At 61.7% G+C, this 19246-nt stretch carries 3 protein-coding genes, 1 tRNA gene and 1 rRNA gene (1 of these 5 only partly in view); 2 read left to right on the top strand and 3 right to left on the bottom strand.

The annotated features are described in order from the left end of the window. Positions 1–6, top strand: a 5S ribosomal RNA gene (rrf, locus tag GRI89_RS02895); it begins 109 nt to the left of the window's first position. Positions 7–121: 115 nt separating this feature from the next. Beyond that, positions 122–198, top strand: a tRNA-Met gene (locus GRI89_RS02890). 387 nt (positions 199–585) lie between these two features. On the opposite strand, the gene GRI89_RS02885 is transcribed toward GRI89_RS02890, so the two are convergent. Genes GRI89_RS02885 through GRI89_RS02875 form a run of 3 tightly spaced genes read right to left on the bottom strand, consistent with a single transcriptional unit; the run spans position 586 to position 18894 of the window. Beyond that, positions 586–10272 (bottom strand): Tc toxin subunit A-related protein, encoded by a 9687-nt coding sequence (locus GRI89_RS02885; protein ID WP_159792021.1) that lies wholly within the window; start codon positions 10270–10272, stop codon positions 586–588. 2 nt (positions 10273–10274) lie between these two features. After that, complete coding sequence (locus GRI89_RS02880) at positions 10275–10673, bottom strand: hypothetical protein (RefSeq protein WP_159792019.1); 399 nt, start codon at positions 10671–10673, stop codon at positions 10275–10277. A gap of 10 nt (positions 10674–10683) precedes the next feature. Continuing rightward, entirely contained in the window at positions 10684–18894 is an 8211-nt protein-coding gene (locus tag GRI89_RS02875; RefSeq protein WP_159792017.1) for a SpvB/TcaC N-terminal domain-containing protein, read from the bottom strand. Positions 18895–19246 lie beyond the last annotated feature (352 nt).

The raw sequence follows: 19246 nt of genomic DNA, 5'->3' as shown, positions 1-19246 counted from the left end.
CCAGGCATTGCAGCCGGCGTATTCGGAAAACCCATTCATAATGCTTGAAAAGCCGCTGCCGGTCCTGCCGAGCGGCGGCTTTTTGGTCTCCGGCCCTAGGGCCTGCAGACCGCATTGGTGCCGCGGGGTGGAGCAGTCCGGTAGCTCGTCAGGCTCATAACCTGAAGGTCGTTGGTTCAAATCCAACCCCCGCAACCACCATCATATTGAAAACCCGCATGGAATCGACCTCTATGCTTACAGTAAGGGTTGTCCTGTGCGCAGCCGTAAGCACATAGGAAGCAAAGGATTGGTTCCGCGCAGACGGCTTCACTATCCACACGTGCTGGGTTATCAGTTCTTGAAGCGGACGGTCGCAGTGGAAGGTTTCAGCAGTCACCCAAGAGACGACGCTGATCGGGGCCAAAACGACCTTCAAACGCCCGCCTCAGCACGATCTCTTCTCGGCCCGTGGTCCTTCGAAGCTTGCGTTTAATTTGGCAATGCTCCGAGCAAAGGCGCGCACCTTTGCACTACGCCAACCAAAGAAGCGCAACTGATTCTCCGCCTGACTTCGCTCTCCTCCCTTGTTTTGGTGGCCAAAACTCAGAGCGAGTAATCGACAACGAGCAGAATGTCGTGCAGCTGCTCGCTGTCGAGCGTGGCCGACGAGCCTGCTGACGCAGCAAGTTGACCGGCCGCTTGAATCTCCAGCGTGTGGCGTGCCTGCAAACCCGCCGGGAAAGCATTGATAGCTGGCTTGTTTGGCAATCCGCCGAAAGTGTCGTTCGGCGAGGATGGGTTCGTCGGCGCGCCAAATTGGGAGAGTGAGGTACCGTTCAGCTTGAGCTTGAACGAACCCACTGGCTTTCGCTCGACTAGGTCGAGCACAACACTCGCAGCTGCCACCTTCAGGGTCCTGCCCTGGAGGAAGAGCGGGAAGTGACGCTCACTGATGTCGACTGTCACGCTCGTGCCTGCCGGGGCTTCCACCAGCCGATTGAACGCGCTGGAGAACTCCTGCCGAAGACTGATCACGCGTGTCAGCGAGCTGTTCGACAGGTAGTTCAACAGCGCCCCTTCGAGCGCCGCGTTGCTGTCCTCCACATGCTGCCGCAGACCGGCGTCATCGTCGGCTGTGTAGCTAATGTTGATCAAGACATCGTTGATGCTCTGGTAGTCAAACGGACGGAAGTTTGCCGGCAATTCTAGCCGCCACTCGCTGATGGCACCCGCGCCTTCGAACGGCATGTACCGTTCGTCCCTGAAGTTGAGCTCGAAAACTCCGGCGTCGCCCTGTGCAGTGCTTGTCGCGATCGACGGATTGCCGGAGACAGGTACCTCCACAAGCTGCGACGCGCCTGGGACGGGTTCCTTGCGCAGATAGCTGCGGGTGAGCGAGAGCTTGGCGCCGATGTTGGTGTAGGGGCCTGTAATGCTTGGGATGGTCAGCCGCACCGCCTTGATTTTGCGCCGATACTGGCCGGGGTAGAACAAGTCAAAGTAGAATTCCGGAAGTGCGAACTCGCACGATCCGGCCTGCTTCAGTGAAATGAGCGCCGCCGGCGCAATCTGCGACATCGAGAATGTCTGGTTTATCTCCGCCTGGCGTGTCGTGGTCTCGACAAATCGTCTCTCCATTGCGGCCAAAGCCAGACTCAGCCGCTCACCGGCTAGTAGTCCAGCGCGCGAGGAATCCCATTCGCCGCCGACATAGAAACCGGGATCGTCGGGCCGCTCGAAGCGATAGGCTCGCTCCGTCAGACGGGCCATTGAAAGGGCCGCGCTATACGCCTCGCGGTGCATTTGCTGGAGAGTGCGCGCTAGGTGCGTGTAAAGCGCCAGGTTGGTGAAACGGGCATCGTAGAGGGCCATGATTTCGTCTTGCTGGTCGCGCGACTTTTCGTGGAGCTCCACCGACCGCGCGGCGATCGCGCGGCGCAGTTCAGCCACCGCAAGGTCCTTCTCGATCACCTTGATGTCCATCTCGGCCAGCTTGAGCTGGTGTCGCCAGCCATCCTCACGGCGCTCGTTGCCGGCGATGATGCCCATAGTTGTGGCGACGCTGTCGCTGATCGTGGCGGAATTGGTCGCCACAGTCAGCCAATTGGCCAGACTGTCGCCCACTTCCATCCCGCCGTACTTCATCGCGAAGGGCGAGCCGACTTGGGGGATCAGCTTGGTAATCGCAGCTGCGATGCCCACTGCCATGGCCGCTCCGCGGATGCCCGCGGAGACGAGCTGTGCCGATTGCTGCGCGACTTCAGTCGCCAGTAGGCCATTCGAGACCAGCCCTTCGTAGTAATCTCGGCGGTACTCCGCTCCGGTCAAACGCCGCTGGACGATTTCGACTCCTTGCTCGGCGATCTTGAGTTCGTTCGTCTTCATCTCGCTCATGAGCGTGAGGATGTTGCGTTGGTGGAGGTTGCGCAGGCGAGTCAGCTCTTCCCCGTCACGCTTCTCCAGCGCCGCCAGCAGCGCGCTGCCGAAGCCCTGCACCGTCGCTGCGTATCCGCGCGCCTTCTCGAGTATGTATCGGAACCGGAAAGGTGGCACGCTGCCTTCGCTTGCGCCGAGGATGTCCTCCAGGCTCAGCCCGCCCGCTGCACCGCCGACCAACAGGGCGGGATCGATCTCTGGTGCGAACAGGGGTAGCAACCGGAAATTGCCATCAATGTCCTGACAGTGGCGCAACTTGTAGAGTCGGTCTTCCACTCGGTTCCAATAGGTCTGGATGCGGTCGTTGCCGGGCACGCAAAAGATCGGCGTGACTTGCCGAATGATCGAGCGGCCCCAGTTGGGCACCTTGATCTTGGCCGGGTTGAGCAGCCGATGGGCGCCTATGTGGGCGACCGTGATCTTGGTCTCTGGCTCCGCGACCGCCTCCTTTACCACGACGTCGGCGCGGGTCACGTTGACCGCCTTCTTGCGCACGCCTGCCGACGCGGTCATCGCCTGGCGCAGGGTTGCCTCGCGATGCGCTGGCGGGGGGGGCGGCGGCGTGCCTGCGGTGGCGGCGGACGCCGCTTGCACTTTCCTCAGGCCCGCGGCGTAAGTTTCTGTCGTTGCGACGTGCGCCAGCGCGTTCGAGACCGGCATATGCCGCAGTTTGTCGAGGTTGGCGAACGTCCGACTTCCTCCAGTCACAATCACCGACTCCAGCTCCATCAGGAACTCCGAATCCCCGTCGAGATGCGGCTTGATAGTGGCAAAGGTGCGCGGTTGGGGGAGGCCTTCCCCGCAGTCGCCGAGCTGGGCAGGACGCCCACCGAGGATTTCCTGGGCGATCACGTACTTGAGTGTCGCTTCGCGCAGGTACTCGGGGTTCAGCTGCGCAAAGGCCTTGACGAACAGGTCGTCGCCCCAATCGAGCAGGTTGTCGGCGTACTTGAGCACAATCGCCTTCTGGTAGGCCGACAGCCTCAGGCGCGCGATCGCGTGGGGATTGAACGGATCCCGGCGGTATTGCTCGATCGCAACCGCGTTGGTTAGCTGGGCGCGCATGGAATTGAATGGCAAGCTGCGGAACTCACGGTAGCGCCAGTTACGGTCGAGCTCGCGGCGATGCTTCTCTTCGGCAGAGAGCGTCGCCGGCACGGTGATCGCTTCGGCCGAGGTAGGATCGAAGATGTAGTGATACCACTTCTGGGCGTCGTCGTATCGGCCCTGGCTGCAGAGATGGTCGGCGATCAGGAAGGGGATGTGAAAGAACACCTCGCGCATGTACGCGCCCATCGCCCCACTATAGTCGACCGATCCGGTCTGCGACGCGTCAAACACCTTGCTGGCCATCAGGTTGAGGCCCGTCGCCGCCTCCTTCAGACCCAGTTGGGTATTGGTCGCAAGCAGGGTTTCGAGCCCGTCGTGGAACAGCGTGTCCGCGATCGGCTCGCTCAAGCTCGTGTTTAGGCGGCGCAGATGGTACTTGCCGTCTGCTCGTACATCGGCTTGGAGGTAGAACGCGTCCCGGCTGGTCTGGATGATGACATCGCCGACCGAGCCATTGACGACGTCGATGGTCGCCTCGGCGGGAATGTCGCCGATCCGATCAACTTTCTGCATCTGCTTCAGGTAATCAGTGATGGTCTTGTTCCACTGCGGCCGCGTCCACGGCCCTGGCCCGCTGCTATTATCGGCGTTACGAGCCGCGAGCGGCTTCTCGTAATGTTCGATACGAGCGCGATCGAGCATCACCGTGGCGTAGGCATACGTGTCGAAGCATGGGATGCCCGACGGCGTCGTGTGCAGCTCGCGCGTGTCGCCCGTCCGCCGCGACCACACCAGCCGCCCTGGCAGGTGAGCGGTGAGGTCAAACTTGCCCCCGCTCAACGCCCACAGGATGACCAGGAGGGCAGGATTGAGCCACGGCACTCCACCGTTGGCAGGATCGCCGGTCGCGACGACCTGCTCGCCGATCTCGAGCCGGTAGAGGTCCACGGGCGACCACATCTGGAAATTCACGCCGCGCAAAGTGAGGTCGTTCTTCGACGCCGGATAGAGCTGGTCCCACTGGAACCCGCGCGGCTGGTAGTCCTCCTTGGGGATTTCGTGCGTGACGTAATCGTAGAGCGGCTCGTAGTTCGAATAGAATGTGAAGTCGAAGAACGGCATGTCGACCATCGTGCTGTCCTTGGGCACAATCGGATCGAGGATCACGCCGTCGTCCTGGTAGGACGGCGGGAAGCTGTTGGGAGTGAACGGATTCTCATTCAGCCGCAGCTTCTGCGGGGTGGTCCAAGTACCGTCTATTTTGCGCTTGGCGAATTCGACGAATGCCTTGTGCTGGTAGCCGGTGAACTTGCTTTCGCCATCCTTGACCCGGTTCTGCGGCTTGGTGACGTAGCGGATCCAGAACAGGTAGAGTTGGCCACGGTGGACTACCGGCGAAGCCTTGCGCACCGGGACTTGGACGTTGAGCTTTTCCCACGCCCCCCAGTGCGTCGCCCGGTCCGCAGCGACCGCGCCGTAGTGCGCATCCTCCACCCGGCGGTAGTAGTAGGTCGGGGGATCGTCGGCAGTCACACCGATTAGATGAAGTACGTCTTTGCGGCGGTCCTTGTCCTTCTCGTGGTAGGCCCCGGCAATGGTCAGGTGGGCAAGCTCGTCGAACCCGCGCAAGTATCGGCCAAAGGCTTCGAGCACCGATTCATCGGTGATATCTTTCGACAGCAAGTCTTCCTCGAGCGCCTTGAACAGCGGAGTCTTGTCGTCGCGCAGCTCGGGCTCAATGTAGTTTTCGGGGTAAAGAAAGATCTTTCGGCTGGCTTCCCAAACCCGGTAGTTCTTGCGCCAGCTCCATTCATCCTCGGGAATGGCCGCGGGATAAATGTGAACACTTGGAGTCGCGCCGGGTGGCGATTCCTCCAGGTTCATCAGGCAGCGGTTGACGTAGAGCTGGGCGCTGTCGATCGCCGCGGCGACACGTGATGTGCGCATGCAGCCTTCGACTTCCACGTCGAGCAGGTAGTAGTAATAAAGGTCGCTGATTTCGTCGAACTGAGGCGTGCCGGTATGGATGAGGTAGGCGACTAGTCCGTCCCGTCGGCGCGAAAGCAGGGTATTCTCATACGGCTCGACTTTCTCCTCCCACTCGGTCTGGTCCTGATACTTTGAGCGCAGTCCCGCCCGAATGGCGGCGCTGGCGGCCGAAAGGTCGTCGTAGTCTGTTGACGCGGCGAGAGTGAACAGCTCACCGGGCGCGCCGATCAGCGTGACTATGTCAGCCGCAGTCTTGAGCTCGGCGAATGCATCAAGCGCGATAGGCGCCAACGGCAAGCTGCCTTGAAGCGACTGGGCAGTACCCGGCGCGCAGTCGAGGAACTTTGCTAGGACCACGGGATCTGCCGCGGCGAACGCGTTCGCGGTGGTAAAGGCGCTTAGCAGCGCCCGCAGGTCGGCTGCGCGCTCTGGATGGTCAGGAACCGGCGCGCTCAACTGCTTGAACAGGTCGATCCGGCGCAGGGACGCAAGGTCGAGCCTGTCAAAGCTAGCGGCCCCTAACACCATAGCGGCCTTGTCCTTGAGGAATGACAGGTTCTCAGCGCCTAGCTTCGACGCATCGGCCAGCGCGCGGTCCAGCCGCCGCAGGCGTGCGATAGCTCCGGCCAGGATCGGATGCTCCATTTCTGGATCGCGAAGCTCATCAAAGATCTGAGGCACAGCGAGATCGAGACCCAACATTTCGACCAGCGGCGCGAGCACGGCGGCGTCGATCCCAAGAAGGCCCGGCAAGAGCGAGGCGAGGATCACCGGTGAGTGATAGGCGAGCAGGAGGCCGCGTAATGCGGGCTCAAGCGCGCTGTCGATACCGGTGGGAACGGTTAGTGCCACCGCCGGATCGAAGTTCGCCTTGAGCTGGTAGCGCCCGTCCCCATCGACCGGCTCGAATCGGGCCACGTTGGCGTCGACGATTGCGCGCGACGCCTCAAGGGAAATCTCGCCGCCCTTGAAGGCGACTGGAACAGTCGCCGCGAAGATCGATGCGCTGTCGAGCGTTACCGTGATCATGCTGGTACTGCCAGTGCCCGTGCGGGCGGTTATGCCGAGCCGGGTGCCTCCGACGGCGGGACGGCCCTTGACGTCGGCGCGATAGGCTAGGGTGCTGGCCGACTGGATGTTCCAGTCGGAGACTATGGCATCGAGCGTCGCGTTCGCCGCCAGCGTGATCGTTTCGGTGGCCTGCTGCGTCCCATTGGAGGTCACGGCGAGCTTCACCTGTTCTCCGCCGGTCGCGTTGGTCAGCGCCGCCCGGCTCCGCATACGGGCCGCGAAGGGTGGCAGAAATGAAAAGAGACTGTCGGCGAACACCAACAGCGAAGCCGCGCGGGTTTGGGCGGCAAGGGTTGCGGCGATTTCCTGTTCGGTGGGCAAGAGTGTCCCGGCAAGCGTCGCACCAGTCGATCGCGCGGTCGCCTTAGATGGAAGCGCCGTACCGAATATCTTGCCCGCATCGGCGGTAACCTGGATCTCGGCGCCACTTTCGGCATGGCCGACGATCGACAGAAAGGTGCCAGTGCTTTCGGGCAGGCCCGCGAAGTCTGACTGATAGGCCCGGGTGAATTGTGCCTGACCGTTCCAGTCGGCAACAATCGCCGTCAGGTCGCCATGAGCGGCGAATGTTACAGTCTCGTTTTGCGCCGCGCCTGCCCCGTCGGTCGCCTGGTAGGTCACGGTCTGCGCCGCGGTGGTGGCGGTCACGGCCGCGGTGCTGGTGAGAGCCGGCGGCGTCGCGGGCTGTACGGCCAAAAGCAAGCTGGAAAGCTTTCGGCGCGAACCCTTGAGCCACGCTGCGGCTCGGCAAAGGTCTTCGAGGTCGTCGATGCCGTTAACAACCCCGCTCGTCATTGAGGGCACGAGTCCGGCGAGGGCGAAAAGTTCTGTGATCGGCAGTCGCAGCAGCTTCGCCAGCCGCGCGTGGCGATAGAGCAGCGTGAGGTTGCGCGAAGTCAACGCAAAAGCGCGATCCGCTTCAGTGGCCGAGTGAGGCTCGATCCCGAGCGCCGGCGCGAGGCCGGTGACCAGCTCCAACAGTTCTCCTTCGGTAGTTCCCGTCCCAGCCATCAGTCGAGCTAACTCAGGATCGGGATTGGGAGACGGCGAATCCGCAAGTGCGGGATGGAGGAAGGCGGCCGTATCCTTCGGGAAACTGCCGCCCGTCTCGACGTGGCGGGTTTGGTTGAACTGACGGTTGAACAGCGACACCGTGAATTTCGCCTGCGATGACTTAGCCTTGGGGAAACCCTCGCCCGCCGCCAGTGGCGCCTTGCGCAGGATCGGCATCGTCGGAATGGCGGACCACAGCGGGGTCAGCTCCTCGATCGATAGCTTGAGGCGGATTTGCAGGCGCTGCAACCTGGCGAGCGCGCCAAGGGCCTCTGCGTCGAGCCCATTGCCGATCCCGCGCTGGGCAAGATGGGCCAAGACCATGTCGAGCTCGCCTGTCTTCCACCCAGTGACCTTGCGTAGCCGCGCGAAGCGGTGCAGGCGGTCGAGCGCCGCGCGGGTGAGCCCCTCGATGTACTCGACGTCATTCTGAATGCTGTCGGCAGTGCGCTTCGCCCCCTTGAACGCGATCGGAACCGCGCCGTCCTCGGTGACGAACCGGCTCGCGACCAGCTCGTCGAGATCGGCGCGCGTGATGCCCATCGGCTTCATCAGCCGGCTGACTTCAAACCGGTCGATCTTGCCCGCGGTTTCGGACAGGGGGACGCCATAGACCTTGGTCAGGAACGCCAACGCGTCGTCAGCCGTGGCAATGAGCGCGAAGTCCTTGGGCGAAACCCCAAGCATCAGGCGCGTCAGACTATTTCCCGTCGCGAGCCCCGCTTCGCCGAGGTTTGCGGGGGTCAGCGCGAAGTGACGAAGGAACGTGCGGATTTCCTCGAACGCCAGATTGAGCGGCTGCACGAAGCTGTCGAGCGCGTCGGGCAGCTTGGTCTTGTAGACATGGTCGGCCACCGCGGCCCGGTTGGTAAGGTCGCCGGTGAATCCAGAATCAGTTGCCACTGCATTCTCGAGGATCTCGTTGATGATCGTGAGATAGGGGATCGGCTTGTTCGTGTTGTCGCAAGTGAGCTCGATCGTCCACAAGTCGGGCCGTCGCGTCTTCAGGTTCAAGACGTGTGCGGGCTGGGTGGAGAAATAGGGCTGGGTGACGTGCTCGTCGATGAAGCACATCAGGTCCACGAAATAGGCCGCTGGGCTCAGGATCGACTGGCAGTGAGCGCAGTTGCAAAAATCCTGGTTGCCGAAAAAGTCCGCGAAGCCAGGGATCTCTTTCAGGAACCCAGTTATAGCCGGGGTCGTGTTGTCGACCGGCAGCTGGTTCTTGCCGCTGAAAACCGCATCGATTATCGCTCCAAAGTGACCCGTCACCCTAACAGTGATGGCCTTGGCGCGTGCGACGTAGGCTTCGGCATCGGCGATATCGATGCGCGCCTTTGCCGCGACCGTCTGGGCATCGCTTGACGCTATCGCCTGGGCCGAGCGGTATCCGGCGCTGACCAGCGCCTCGGCATCATCGAGCCGCTCGGCGACGGCTAGGGCGCGCTGGTAGGTGCGGACGTGCGCCAAGACCATGGCCTTGTCGCTCGCCGAGGCTCTTGCCGGGAACCTCACTTCCTTGAGATCTGTGCTACCTTGCGTTAGGTCGCGCGCGAGCACCCCATTGTTGCCGGCAAGAAACGCGTTGACCAGCTCGACGCGCCTGTTGACCTCTTTTTTGCGGGCCACCTTGGTAAGGTTCGCATCGTCGAGCACCGCATCTAGACCCATCCCAGCAAAGCGATTGACGAACTGGCGGATCTCGGCGTGCTTCTCCTCTGCCTTCTTGCGTTCGGTGGGGGTGAGCCGCGATGTGTCCAGCGCTTCGAGCTCGGCGGCGCCCGCCACCGGAACGTCGGGATTGTCCTTGCGGATGTTGGCCAATGCCCGATTGCTCGCGATCGCCTTGCCGGCGTCCACTGCGGCGCCGCGCAGGGACAGGGCCTCGGCGAGAAACAGCCGCTCGATCTTTTCATGCAACAGCGCACCGTAGTCCTTGGCAGACAATTCGCCCGGAGGCGTCGTGCCGCTGGCAGTTACCAGGCGCTCCCAGTCTGCCGCGGTGTGCTTGACCAGTTCGGCCGGGTTCGACAGGCTGTTCGCAGCAGCCGCGACTAGCTCCGGCCGCTCGTCGAGAATGGCATAGACTGAGGCGGCCACGCCAACGGCGGCAGCATCGGTGGCCATCAGCGTCCCGTCACGCACCAGTCCCGCCAAGCGTTCCTCGCTGACTTCTGACAGCGAGCCCAAATTGTCGATTACCACCTTGGCGGTCTCGTCGGCTAGGCCGGCGGCATCGCCAAGCCGGTAGATCCGCGCTGCTTCGAGCTGCGCGGAGAACGCGGGATTGAATGCCACCGGCTCGTCGAGTCGCGCGGCTTCGGCGAGGGTTGGGTCGATCCCCCGTGCTTGCGCCGCCTCGCGCGCCCGTTCCTCCGCCTTGCGCAAGTGCGTTTCAACCTCGGGATCAGCTGCGATTTCGGGATCCGCCGCGACGGCGGCGCGAACTGCGTCGAACACGGCGCCGCGTAGTCTGCGGCGCTGCGGCGCGTCGCCCAGCGGCACGGCCACGCGATCAGTCAGCCGGTGCAGTGGTTCGGAATCGGACAGCACGCTCGCCACCTCGGCCGCTGCCACGCTCTCTTCCAGGCGTGCGGTGATCTCTCCCGCGATCGGGTCGTTGGCTTCGCGCAACTCCGCCGGCGTCAAATGAGACTTGGCTTCAAGTTCGAGAAGTTGCTGCTTGTCCATCGTCAGTCTCCACGAGAATTCGCCTCATAAACTGTCAGGATTTCTTGCGCCTTTGCCCGAATTTTAGAGGCATTTAATCCAAGTGGTGGGCCACGCTTGACAGAATGAATAAATAAATCTGGTAGTTGTATTCTGTACTTCGAAACGAAATACGTTAGATCAGCACGCCAAATCCAGTATCCATCACTTTGTATACTGTACCCACCAGGGATGTACTTTGTTTTGTCTAAGGGGTCTTGGCTTGAGCCCATTATGTCAATAACATCGATCCCGCTGTTGAGATAAGCAATTACGGCATCAACATCATCTTTGTCCAGTTTATAGGAAGCTTGCTTAAGTAAAGGCAAATCCTTTCTGGGTTGTCTCCCCTCAAGCTCTGCAATTAATCCAATTGTCTTCAAAAAGACCTCCTTATGGAATGAAAACCTTTTCAATCCCTGTCGGTGAAAATATTTTCCAGAAGCCGCCATTTGCTACCTGAGCGGTTGCGTTTGCGACCTGCTCAACTAGAACTTTATCGGTTGCGCCAATAACATCGACTTTAAGTATGTTGGCAAGTTCCTTCGCTGGGCCGCACCCGCCCCAGCAAGTTACCAGCCGCACCGGCTCTCCGTTCCAAGCTGGATTGGCGCGAATGGCGTCAGCAATCTGGTTTGTGTGTGTGGGCAATCCATCCACGTTGAACATCGCCCCTGCCTCATCAACCATGGTTCCATGAACAACTGCGTCATGTGTACCAGGAAGTTGTTTTACATTGCCGGCCACGCGCTTTGAGACGACGTCCTCGCCAACTCGGGTGACCCCCGGCGCGTGAAATACTTCTGAGCCCGCGGCAGTGAATGTCCCTAATTCATCCGCACCTTTGGCCACCACCTCCGCCATTTCATCGGCATTACGCGCGATTACCCCGCCGACTTCGGCCGCTTCGTCGGCGTATTTAGCTAGGTGCGAGGCTTCCTTCGCCAGCTCGGTAGCCTTGGTCGCGCGTTTGGCGAACTTGCCGGCGCTCGCGAGCCAACCGGCGAAAGGGATCATCGCCGCGAAGCTTAGGGCCGCGCCGGCGTAATCGCCGCGGGCCAGTGAAATGAGGCCGTTGAGGCCATCGGCGATCTCGCCGAGACCGGGGATGAGACCGATGATGTCGAGCCCGATCTGCACGACATCGAGCACTTTGCCGCCGACTTCGATCACCGAGTTGATTGGCGAGGCGAGCCAGGTTGGCAGGCTCCATGTGCCCTGACCGCCGATCAGGCCGCCTTCGCTGCCGCCGGCCTCGCCGCCTTCACGTCCTGTGTTAGGCCCTTGGCCCGAACTGCCGCTCCCGGTCGATCCGGGCAAACCTTCGGGCGAACCGCCCTCGATCCCGCCGGGCCGGTTGCCGCTCCCTCCTTCCGTCCCGGGCGATCCGCGGACGTCACCCTCGGTGCCGCCGCCCCCGCCGCCATTCGGATTGTCGGGCGTGCCGGCCTCCGGCGTGACTTCGGTCAGCTTCATGTCGGGCGTGTAGGGGACACCGTTTGGATCGATCTGGGTGCCGGGAGGTGGAACGGTGGTCCCGGTGCCGCCTTGCAGGCCATCGGCGATGCCAGTGTTGCCCTGAGGTTTGCCGGTACCAGTCCCTCCCTCGCGACCGCCTTCTTTGCCGCCGGGTTTCCCGCCACTGATTGTTCCGCCGGTCTTTGTGCTACCAGTGCTGCCCTTCTTGGCCGAGCTGCCGATGCCGCTACCTGATCCCTTTCCTTCTCCGGAGCCCTTTCCCTCCGCGGTTCCTGTACCGTCCCCCGTACCGCCTCCACCGGCGCCGGTCCCGGTCTTGCCGGAACCCGTGCCATCGCCGGAATCCGCCGTTCCGGTTCCGCCGGTGTCGCCCTTCTCGCCTTCGCTCTTGTTCCCTTCACCCTTGTCGGCGTCGCCGCCGCCCTTGTCCTCGGCTCCCTCACTCCCCTCGGAGCCCTCTTTGTTATTGTCGCTGGAGAGGTCCGCGTTCGTCAGATCCAACGATGTAATGTCATCCAGTGAGGAAAGAGCTTCCCTTATCTCGTAAATTGCTTCCTTTTGGGCGGCTGTTTCTGCACTGGAAGTGTTGACCTTTTTGATGATGGCCTTTTCTTTGTCGGTCAGCGGCCGAGAGTCCTTCTCGACCCACTCCATCGTAGGGTGCTCTTTCTTCTCGCTCGCGGTCGGGCGACGGATATCGGTCAGCCGCCAGCCGTTCGGATAGGCGAAGTTCCAATTGTAGTAGTTGATCGCTTGTTGCTTGGTCATCCCCTTTGGGCCGCCCTCGACCACCCCCGCGATGTCGAGGCCAAGTGGATCGATGAAGACGATCGGGTTGTTATTGACGAAGCAATAGGAATTGAGCCCGGCCCCAGGACCTAGCGGATCGGGACTCAACCAGTTACCGATGAACGGTGCATAGAACCGGTACTCATAGCAATAGAGACCGGTCATGTCGTCGCGGCACTTACCGCAATAGCGTAAGTCCTTGAGCTTAATTTCGCGCGCGTTGCGACCCGCCAGGAAGCTCGTCCCGCCGAACGGAAAGTATTCTTCGTAGGAGAGGACAGCGCCGGCCTCGTCGAGCTCCAGCGCTACCGAGCCGAGGTGGTTGCCGACGAGGAAGTGGAGCTTCTTGGCCGCGATGTCGTCGGTTTCTCGAGCGGCGTCATCGATGCGCCACTGGTGAAGAGTGGCAAGCCGGCGCGAGCCGTCCGAGATGTGCGATGTGAGTCGATGGAGCCGCACGGTTCCCGCACGCACGATGCGGCGAATCTCGCACCCATCCATGAATATTGTCTCGACGGTTTCGACCGCGCCTCCCACCAGCCGTTCGCTGACGCGGCGCACCCGTTGCCCATCGCCGCCATAGACATGGTACTCGGCATCGTCCGGATCGCCGGCCGCGGAGCGGTCGATGACAACTGCCCGGATAAGCCTGTTATCGGAGTTCCACTGCATGGCCCGCAGGTGTGGCAGCCGAACGGTGTTGCCGTTGGCGTCGAAGTAGCCTTCCGGGCTGGTGATCGCATTTCCATTAATATCGTTGCGGGGCAGCGTGCGATTTGACTGCGGCGATGTCCGATAATCGGTCGTCCAACTGCGCGAGACGCCGATGTGGCGCATCTGCAAGAAGTTGCCGGACATGTCGTAGGCATATTGACGGGTGTAGCGTTCGATCGCTGCGCCGTTGTTGAGGCTCAGGTGGCGAGTGCCCTTCAGTGCGTCGGGTTCACTCAACCCCTCGCGATAATCGTGTTGCAGCAGCGCCTGATGGATCCGTCCGGTAGCCGCGACCAGCCGATAGTACGGATCGTATGTATATTCACACACAGCACTGACGGTCAGTCCCTGCATAAGGGGCACGTTGGCGCCGGGATCTTGGGCCATGTCGTGCAGGCGCGTGATATTGCCGACCGGATCATAGGTATAGCCGACGTCCTGGTAGGTCCGGCCACTGACGGCGGAACGCGTCGTCAGGCGGGCCAGACGGAGCGTCTCTGGGTCGTAGGAAAAGGCTGTCTCGACTCCGTTTCCGAACGCGATCCGGGTAGGCTGGCCGCGGGCATTGGCCTCCGTTGCTTCGAGGATGACCAGGCGATCGAGGCGCCCATCAGCGGTACTCAAGTGGAGTTGTTCAAGGTGGCCGAGTGGCGAATAGGTTAGCTCGCGTCGTGTCTGGTCCGGCAGCTCTTGAATCACCGGACGGCCAAGCGCGTCGATCTCTTGGCTCGAGGAATACGCCACAGTCTGGAGTGTCACCGCCGTGGGGCTGGACCAGTCGACCGCCGTCTTGTGTGCATTGGTGCCGTCGCGAAGCACCCGTCGCTTGGCCAGGACCGTGCCGTCCATATGGCGCCTGTTGAAACGCACGATCCCGGCCTCATCTCGATGCTCGACTAACCGTCCGCGCTGATTGCGCCGCTGCGCCTGTGGCATCGCCGGATTGTCGCCGTAAACCAGCAGTTCGGTCTGGACGTCGATTCCGCCGGGCTCGACAGATCGGGTGGAAACATGGCGCCCATTGGCGTCAAACCCATAGACATGCTGCTGGCCTTTTCCGTCCCACCGCCTGATAAGGCGACCGTGCGTGTCGAACAGCGACCAGCGATCACCCGCATCGATGCCGCTTTCGCAAAGCACCCGCCCGAGCATATCGGATTCGTAGGCGAACGCGGTCAGTCCGCGCGGATCGACAAAGCGCTTGGGCGACCCAAGCACATCGTACTCGATCGACGAGCGACGCTTGGCGCCATCGTTTCCAGTCTCGGTGACGGCGATGGCTCGTCCAAGGGCGTCGATGTCCACAATCCGGGGCGTGCGCGCATGGAGCTGCGCCTTGAGCAGCGCACCTTGCTCTGCGCTTCCGGCCGGTAATGCGATGCGAGCCGCTTCGTAAGCAGATCCGGTCACGTTATCGTTTGCGTCGCTGTTGCGAACTTGCCATGCCGAATGCGCTGAAGTGGCGAAGCTGCCGTTGGCGAATTCCTGCCGCACTACCCGTCCGACCGAATCGTAGAGGCTGCGGACTGCGGTGCCATAGTGCCGAAGCTCGAGATCGGATTCGAAAGCCTCGGTGCTGGAAAACCACGGCTCGTACTTGCGGATGAGCCAGCCCTTGTTGTTGCGCACTTCGTGCCCGCTGGCCGCCCAGCGCACCGCAACCGGCACCGTCTTGGGGCGGCCCATGCCGTCGACCACGACCGCTCCGGTCGCGCTGCGCTCGATCGCTTCTCCGGGACCGCAGCGCAACTTAACTTGAACCGGACGGCCCGACCCGTCGAGATAGTTGATCGTGACCCGGATGGCGGAGGATGCGGTGGTGTTTCCTTCGCCGTCATGACGATGCTGCTCCCGCTCTAGTAGGATCGACCTGACTGGACCCTCGCCGCGTTCGAACGCAGCCATGTCGCAATGGACGAAACGGCTCGCGTGCTGGAGGAATCGTGCCGGATTGGCGATGACGTCGGCGAACGTGAAATTGGCTCGAGGTGTATAAAGGGCCAGCGGGTCGCCGCCCACGGGGTGGATCCCGCCATCTGCGCCAATCTGATCGCCGTGGGTGGATACAACTGACGACAGGCCCAGAGGGTCGTAAAGCGTCTCTGACACATTGCCGTTGGCATCAGTCACGGAGGACGAGGCCATGACGTGGTAGTCGGAAATTCCGCTGATCCGGTTGCCGAATGCGTCAGTGACCGATGTGACCAGCAGATCGTGCGGATCGAAAGCAAAAGTCTGCAAACCGCCGCCGGGGCTCGATTGCTGCCTCAGCCGGTGAAAATGATCGCGTGCAGAGTAGACGTACTGTGCGTCGCTTACCCACCAGTGCCCATCCGCCAAGGTAAGTTGCGCTTCGGTTCCCAACATGCCCACGTCAACGCGGCCGCCAAACACTGAAGCGATGCCCGCCGCGGGGTAAGCGGCGCGCTCCTCGCGATTGAGAAGTACGATCGAGCCGACCTCGCCGGGTGGCAGGACCGCGGTCAGACCATCGTTCCAGAAGCGGCCGCGACGCCACGTCGTGAGCTTGGCTTGGGGCAAGGCGCCGTCGGGTGCCTCGTGAAACTCGAGTATATCAGCCAGCGCTACCGCGATCTGCACGCGAATGGTATCGATCGGGTATAGTTCGCCCGCCGGGGGGGGGATACCAGATACATTGAAGTGACGTTCGCTTAGTTCGATCCCGAGCTCGAAACGGTCGATTTGGTCGTAATTCTGAACCTCGCGGTCGACCAGCGTTGCGTGCAGCACCCCCTGGCCGGCGATCGTGCCAATTGCCCCGGATCGCCGCGGGTAGGCGAGTGACAAGCGGCGAGTGACATTGCCGCTGTCATCGTGATCGAGCTGGAACTGGTGAGTGACACGAGGGTCGCTTGGATCTTCGTCGTAATCACGCCCCACCGTCTCGCTTTGTATGAAGGCGAAAACGGCATCGCGTTCGCTGCGCGTGGGTTGAATGAGACGAATACAGTAGGCGTATTCGGTGACCCTAAGCGGATGGGGCGCGCGGGTGCCGTCGGCGCGCACCGCAAAGACCTCTTGCCGCCGAAGGGTGCCGGCGACGCACGCCAACGCCTCGACCTGTTCCTCGGTGGTTAGGTTAGCTACATCGCAAAGAAACGGTTCGGGCAAGCGGGCGGCGAGGGTGTCCCCGCGATAAACGTCGGGCTCTGGGCTCGCGTCTGCGTTGGAAGATCCAGTGTTGTACCACGTCCTGATCAAAGTCGGCGGCGCATTGTCCTCGGAGGCCGCCTCGCCTCCAGCACGGCTGAGATCGGTGTCGTAGGCATCGACCGAGGCAAAGCCCACGAATCGCCGCGACGCATTGTCGAAGTAGCCGTCGCGATATTCGTGACGCGTGGTTACCGCGACGGCGGCAACTCGATCGATGCCTTCGACTGATCCCACCACCATCCGGTGATGAGGAATTTGCGTCCGCCAGGGGACGCCGTTTGCCTTGTCCCGCAAAAAGTCCTTGGCCGAGGAGCGGTAGACGAAGCGGGTTTCCTGGCCCATGCCATTGGTCACCGACAACAACAGGCGGGGCGGCAATTCGTCGGACAAGCGCAGATAATTGATCGCCTGACCGTGCTGGGCGCCTAGTGGGCTGGACCAAACGAGGCAGCGCGAACCATCTCCTAGCAGGTCGAACACTTCGACGGACGACAAGTTGTCGATGTAAGGCAGCCCGGTGATCCGCGCCTCCGGTGCGAAACTGTTGCCCGATCGATTTATCCAATAGCGGATGACCCCGCGACCGAGGTACAGCAGGCTGGCCCCCCCCATGCTGCCCAGGTCGACCAGCCGCAGCCGCGCGGGATCGAGCTCTCCGAAGTCGTCCAGCGCGGGCGCATCTTCCATCAGGACGCCTGGGCCGAACCGTGCTTCCCCCAGGTGGGGCCAGTATTCCACTCGGCCACGATCGATCCGCACCATGTCGGGACGGCCGTCCCCCGTCATGTCTGCAAAAAACGTGTTGATGCGGGATGACGCTTGCAGCGTAGGCGCACCGCCTTCGCGAGCCTCAGGCCGAGCGATTTCGATCGGATCTGCGAACCCCTCGCCGCGGTCCGACGGGTACCATACGATCACATCATGCTTGTCGATCAAGAGGTCCGGGTAGCCGTCGCCGTTTAGATCGGCCCACTGCACGCGCGCGTTGGCCAGGTCGATGCGCGGCAGTCTGCGCAAGGTCTGGTAGCCGCTCCACCGTCCCCCATTGCGCTCGCGCACGAAAATTCCCGCCTCGCGTCCCTCAAAGCTAGCAAGGTTGGTTTGCCCATCGCCGTCGAAGTCAGAGAGCTGGAACGCAGCTGATGCCGCGATCGGAATCTCGTCTACAAGCTCGGCCGTCCCGAACCGCCCTCCGCCAAGATTTTCCTTGAAGTACCACGCTTGGCCCAGTCGATGCAGGATGCCCGGGAGACCTTCGTTGCGCAGGTCGAACCACTGATAGGCCGCCCCATCGATGCCGATTGGGAGGTTTTCTGTGGCGGTCATCGGCTCGAAGGCTTGGCCGACGGTGGCCGAGCTGTATTTCATCGCGAGCGAAGGCGTCGCTCGCGAAATCACTTTATTGGTAGTCAGATCGGTCCTGAACCCGCGGAAGGATGCGGACTGCAAGGTTGTGCCGGCCGGATCTGCCAAATGGGTCAGCTCGGTAGCCCCGACCACTCGCGCCACGGGCCCGAGCTCGGCAAATTGATGGACCATCAGGAACCGGCGGCACAGGCGATAAGTGCGCAGTTCGAAGCCCGGCGCGAAAGTTGAAAACGGGTCGGCGCGGACCGGCCAAGTCGTGCTCTCTTCGCTCGTTGGCGTTGCCCCGCCGTGTTCGCCGTAATCGAGAACCAGCTCAAAATGCCACTGATTGCCGGCTGCGGCTGGCTGCGCGGGAGAGAGCGGCTTGCTGTTTCCGTAACAAACTCGCTTGAGGTAGCGCTGGGCCATACCGGCTCCGCTGAGCACGCGTCGGCGCTCGAAACTTGCGGCCGAGTCAACCCCAGTGAAATCCTCGCCCTTATATTGGCAAATGATGGCGTTTCCGCGAGGGTCGTATTGGGCCTCCAGCAGCCATTGGAACGTGCGCCTGTCGGGATCTTCCGGATCGGCGATGCGGGTAGAGTTGTCTGCCGCGAGTCCGAAAATCGAGATCACACCATTGCGGGAATAGGCACGCCAGTGGACGCGACCTGTCGCTGGGTCGAACCATTTCTCGAACTTTTCGAACGTCCGTTCGGTCTGACTTCGGTAGCGCTCTACCCGCTGGCCTGCGCGAATCTCGACGACCGGCTGCCAACTCCCGTCAATGGCCCGGTTAAGATAGGGTACCAGCGACATTCCGCCGTTGAATGCGTATCGATCGGCGCCCTCGCGATAGAGCGGGCCGCGGCGCGAGGTATCAATGCCGATCGCGGCAAGGCCCGTCAGCACCCAGCCGACTCCGAACGTCGAGTTAGCACCTCCACCCGCGTAGCTCAGCGAAAGCGCGGGCTGAAAACCATTGCGACCAGGTGTTGCGCGAATTGGGATGCCGAGACTGACTGCCCCGGACAATCCGTTCACTTCTAGGCTATGACCTAGCATGAAGCGTTCAGGAGATTGGTCTGCGAAGCCAATCATGCCATTGGACGTCCCAACAGGTTGCAATACGGATCGCTCCGCAGTTACTGCGAAGTTGGCGGCGTAAAATAACCAACGAAGTAATAATCGACTCGGGTCGCTCGACCGAATAATAACTTGTAACACATATGGATGTAGTCGCAAGCAGCCCGATTCTAGCACTCTTATGCCGCTCAGCGATTACTGCAATGAGGTCGGCCTACCCTCGTCTGCCTCCGCAAAGCTGGCGCTCCCAGAAGTCGGAAAAGCAGTGAGTCGTTGCGGCGCCAACTCAAAACTGCATTTTTCGCTTGCCAACAATCTCGCCGGCAGGCTTGTCCGAATTGGTCACGGTAGATGCAATCGCGCTGCG

The organism is Croceibacterium salegens, from assembly GCF_009827435.1.
Lineage (GTDB): Bacteria > Pseudomonadota > Alphaproteobacteria > Sphingomonadales > Sphingomonadaceae > Croceibacterium_B > Croceibacterium_B salegens.
Note: the sequence above shows the minus strand (reverse complement) of the source record. Positions and strands in the feature narration are given on the sequence as shown.

Excerpts from the sequence above, each read along its gene's own strand:
- GRI89_RS02885 (WP_159792021.1), bottom strand. The coding sequence starts at position 10,272 with ATGGACAAGCAGCAACTTCTCGAACTTGAAGCCAAGTCTCATTTGACG.
- GRI89_RS02875 (WP_159792017.1), bottom strand. The coding sequence starts at position 18,894 with ATGATTGGCTTCGCAGACCAATCTCCTGAACGCTTCATGCTAGGTCAT.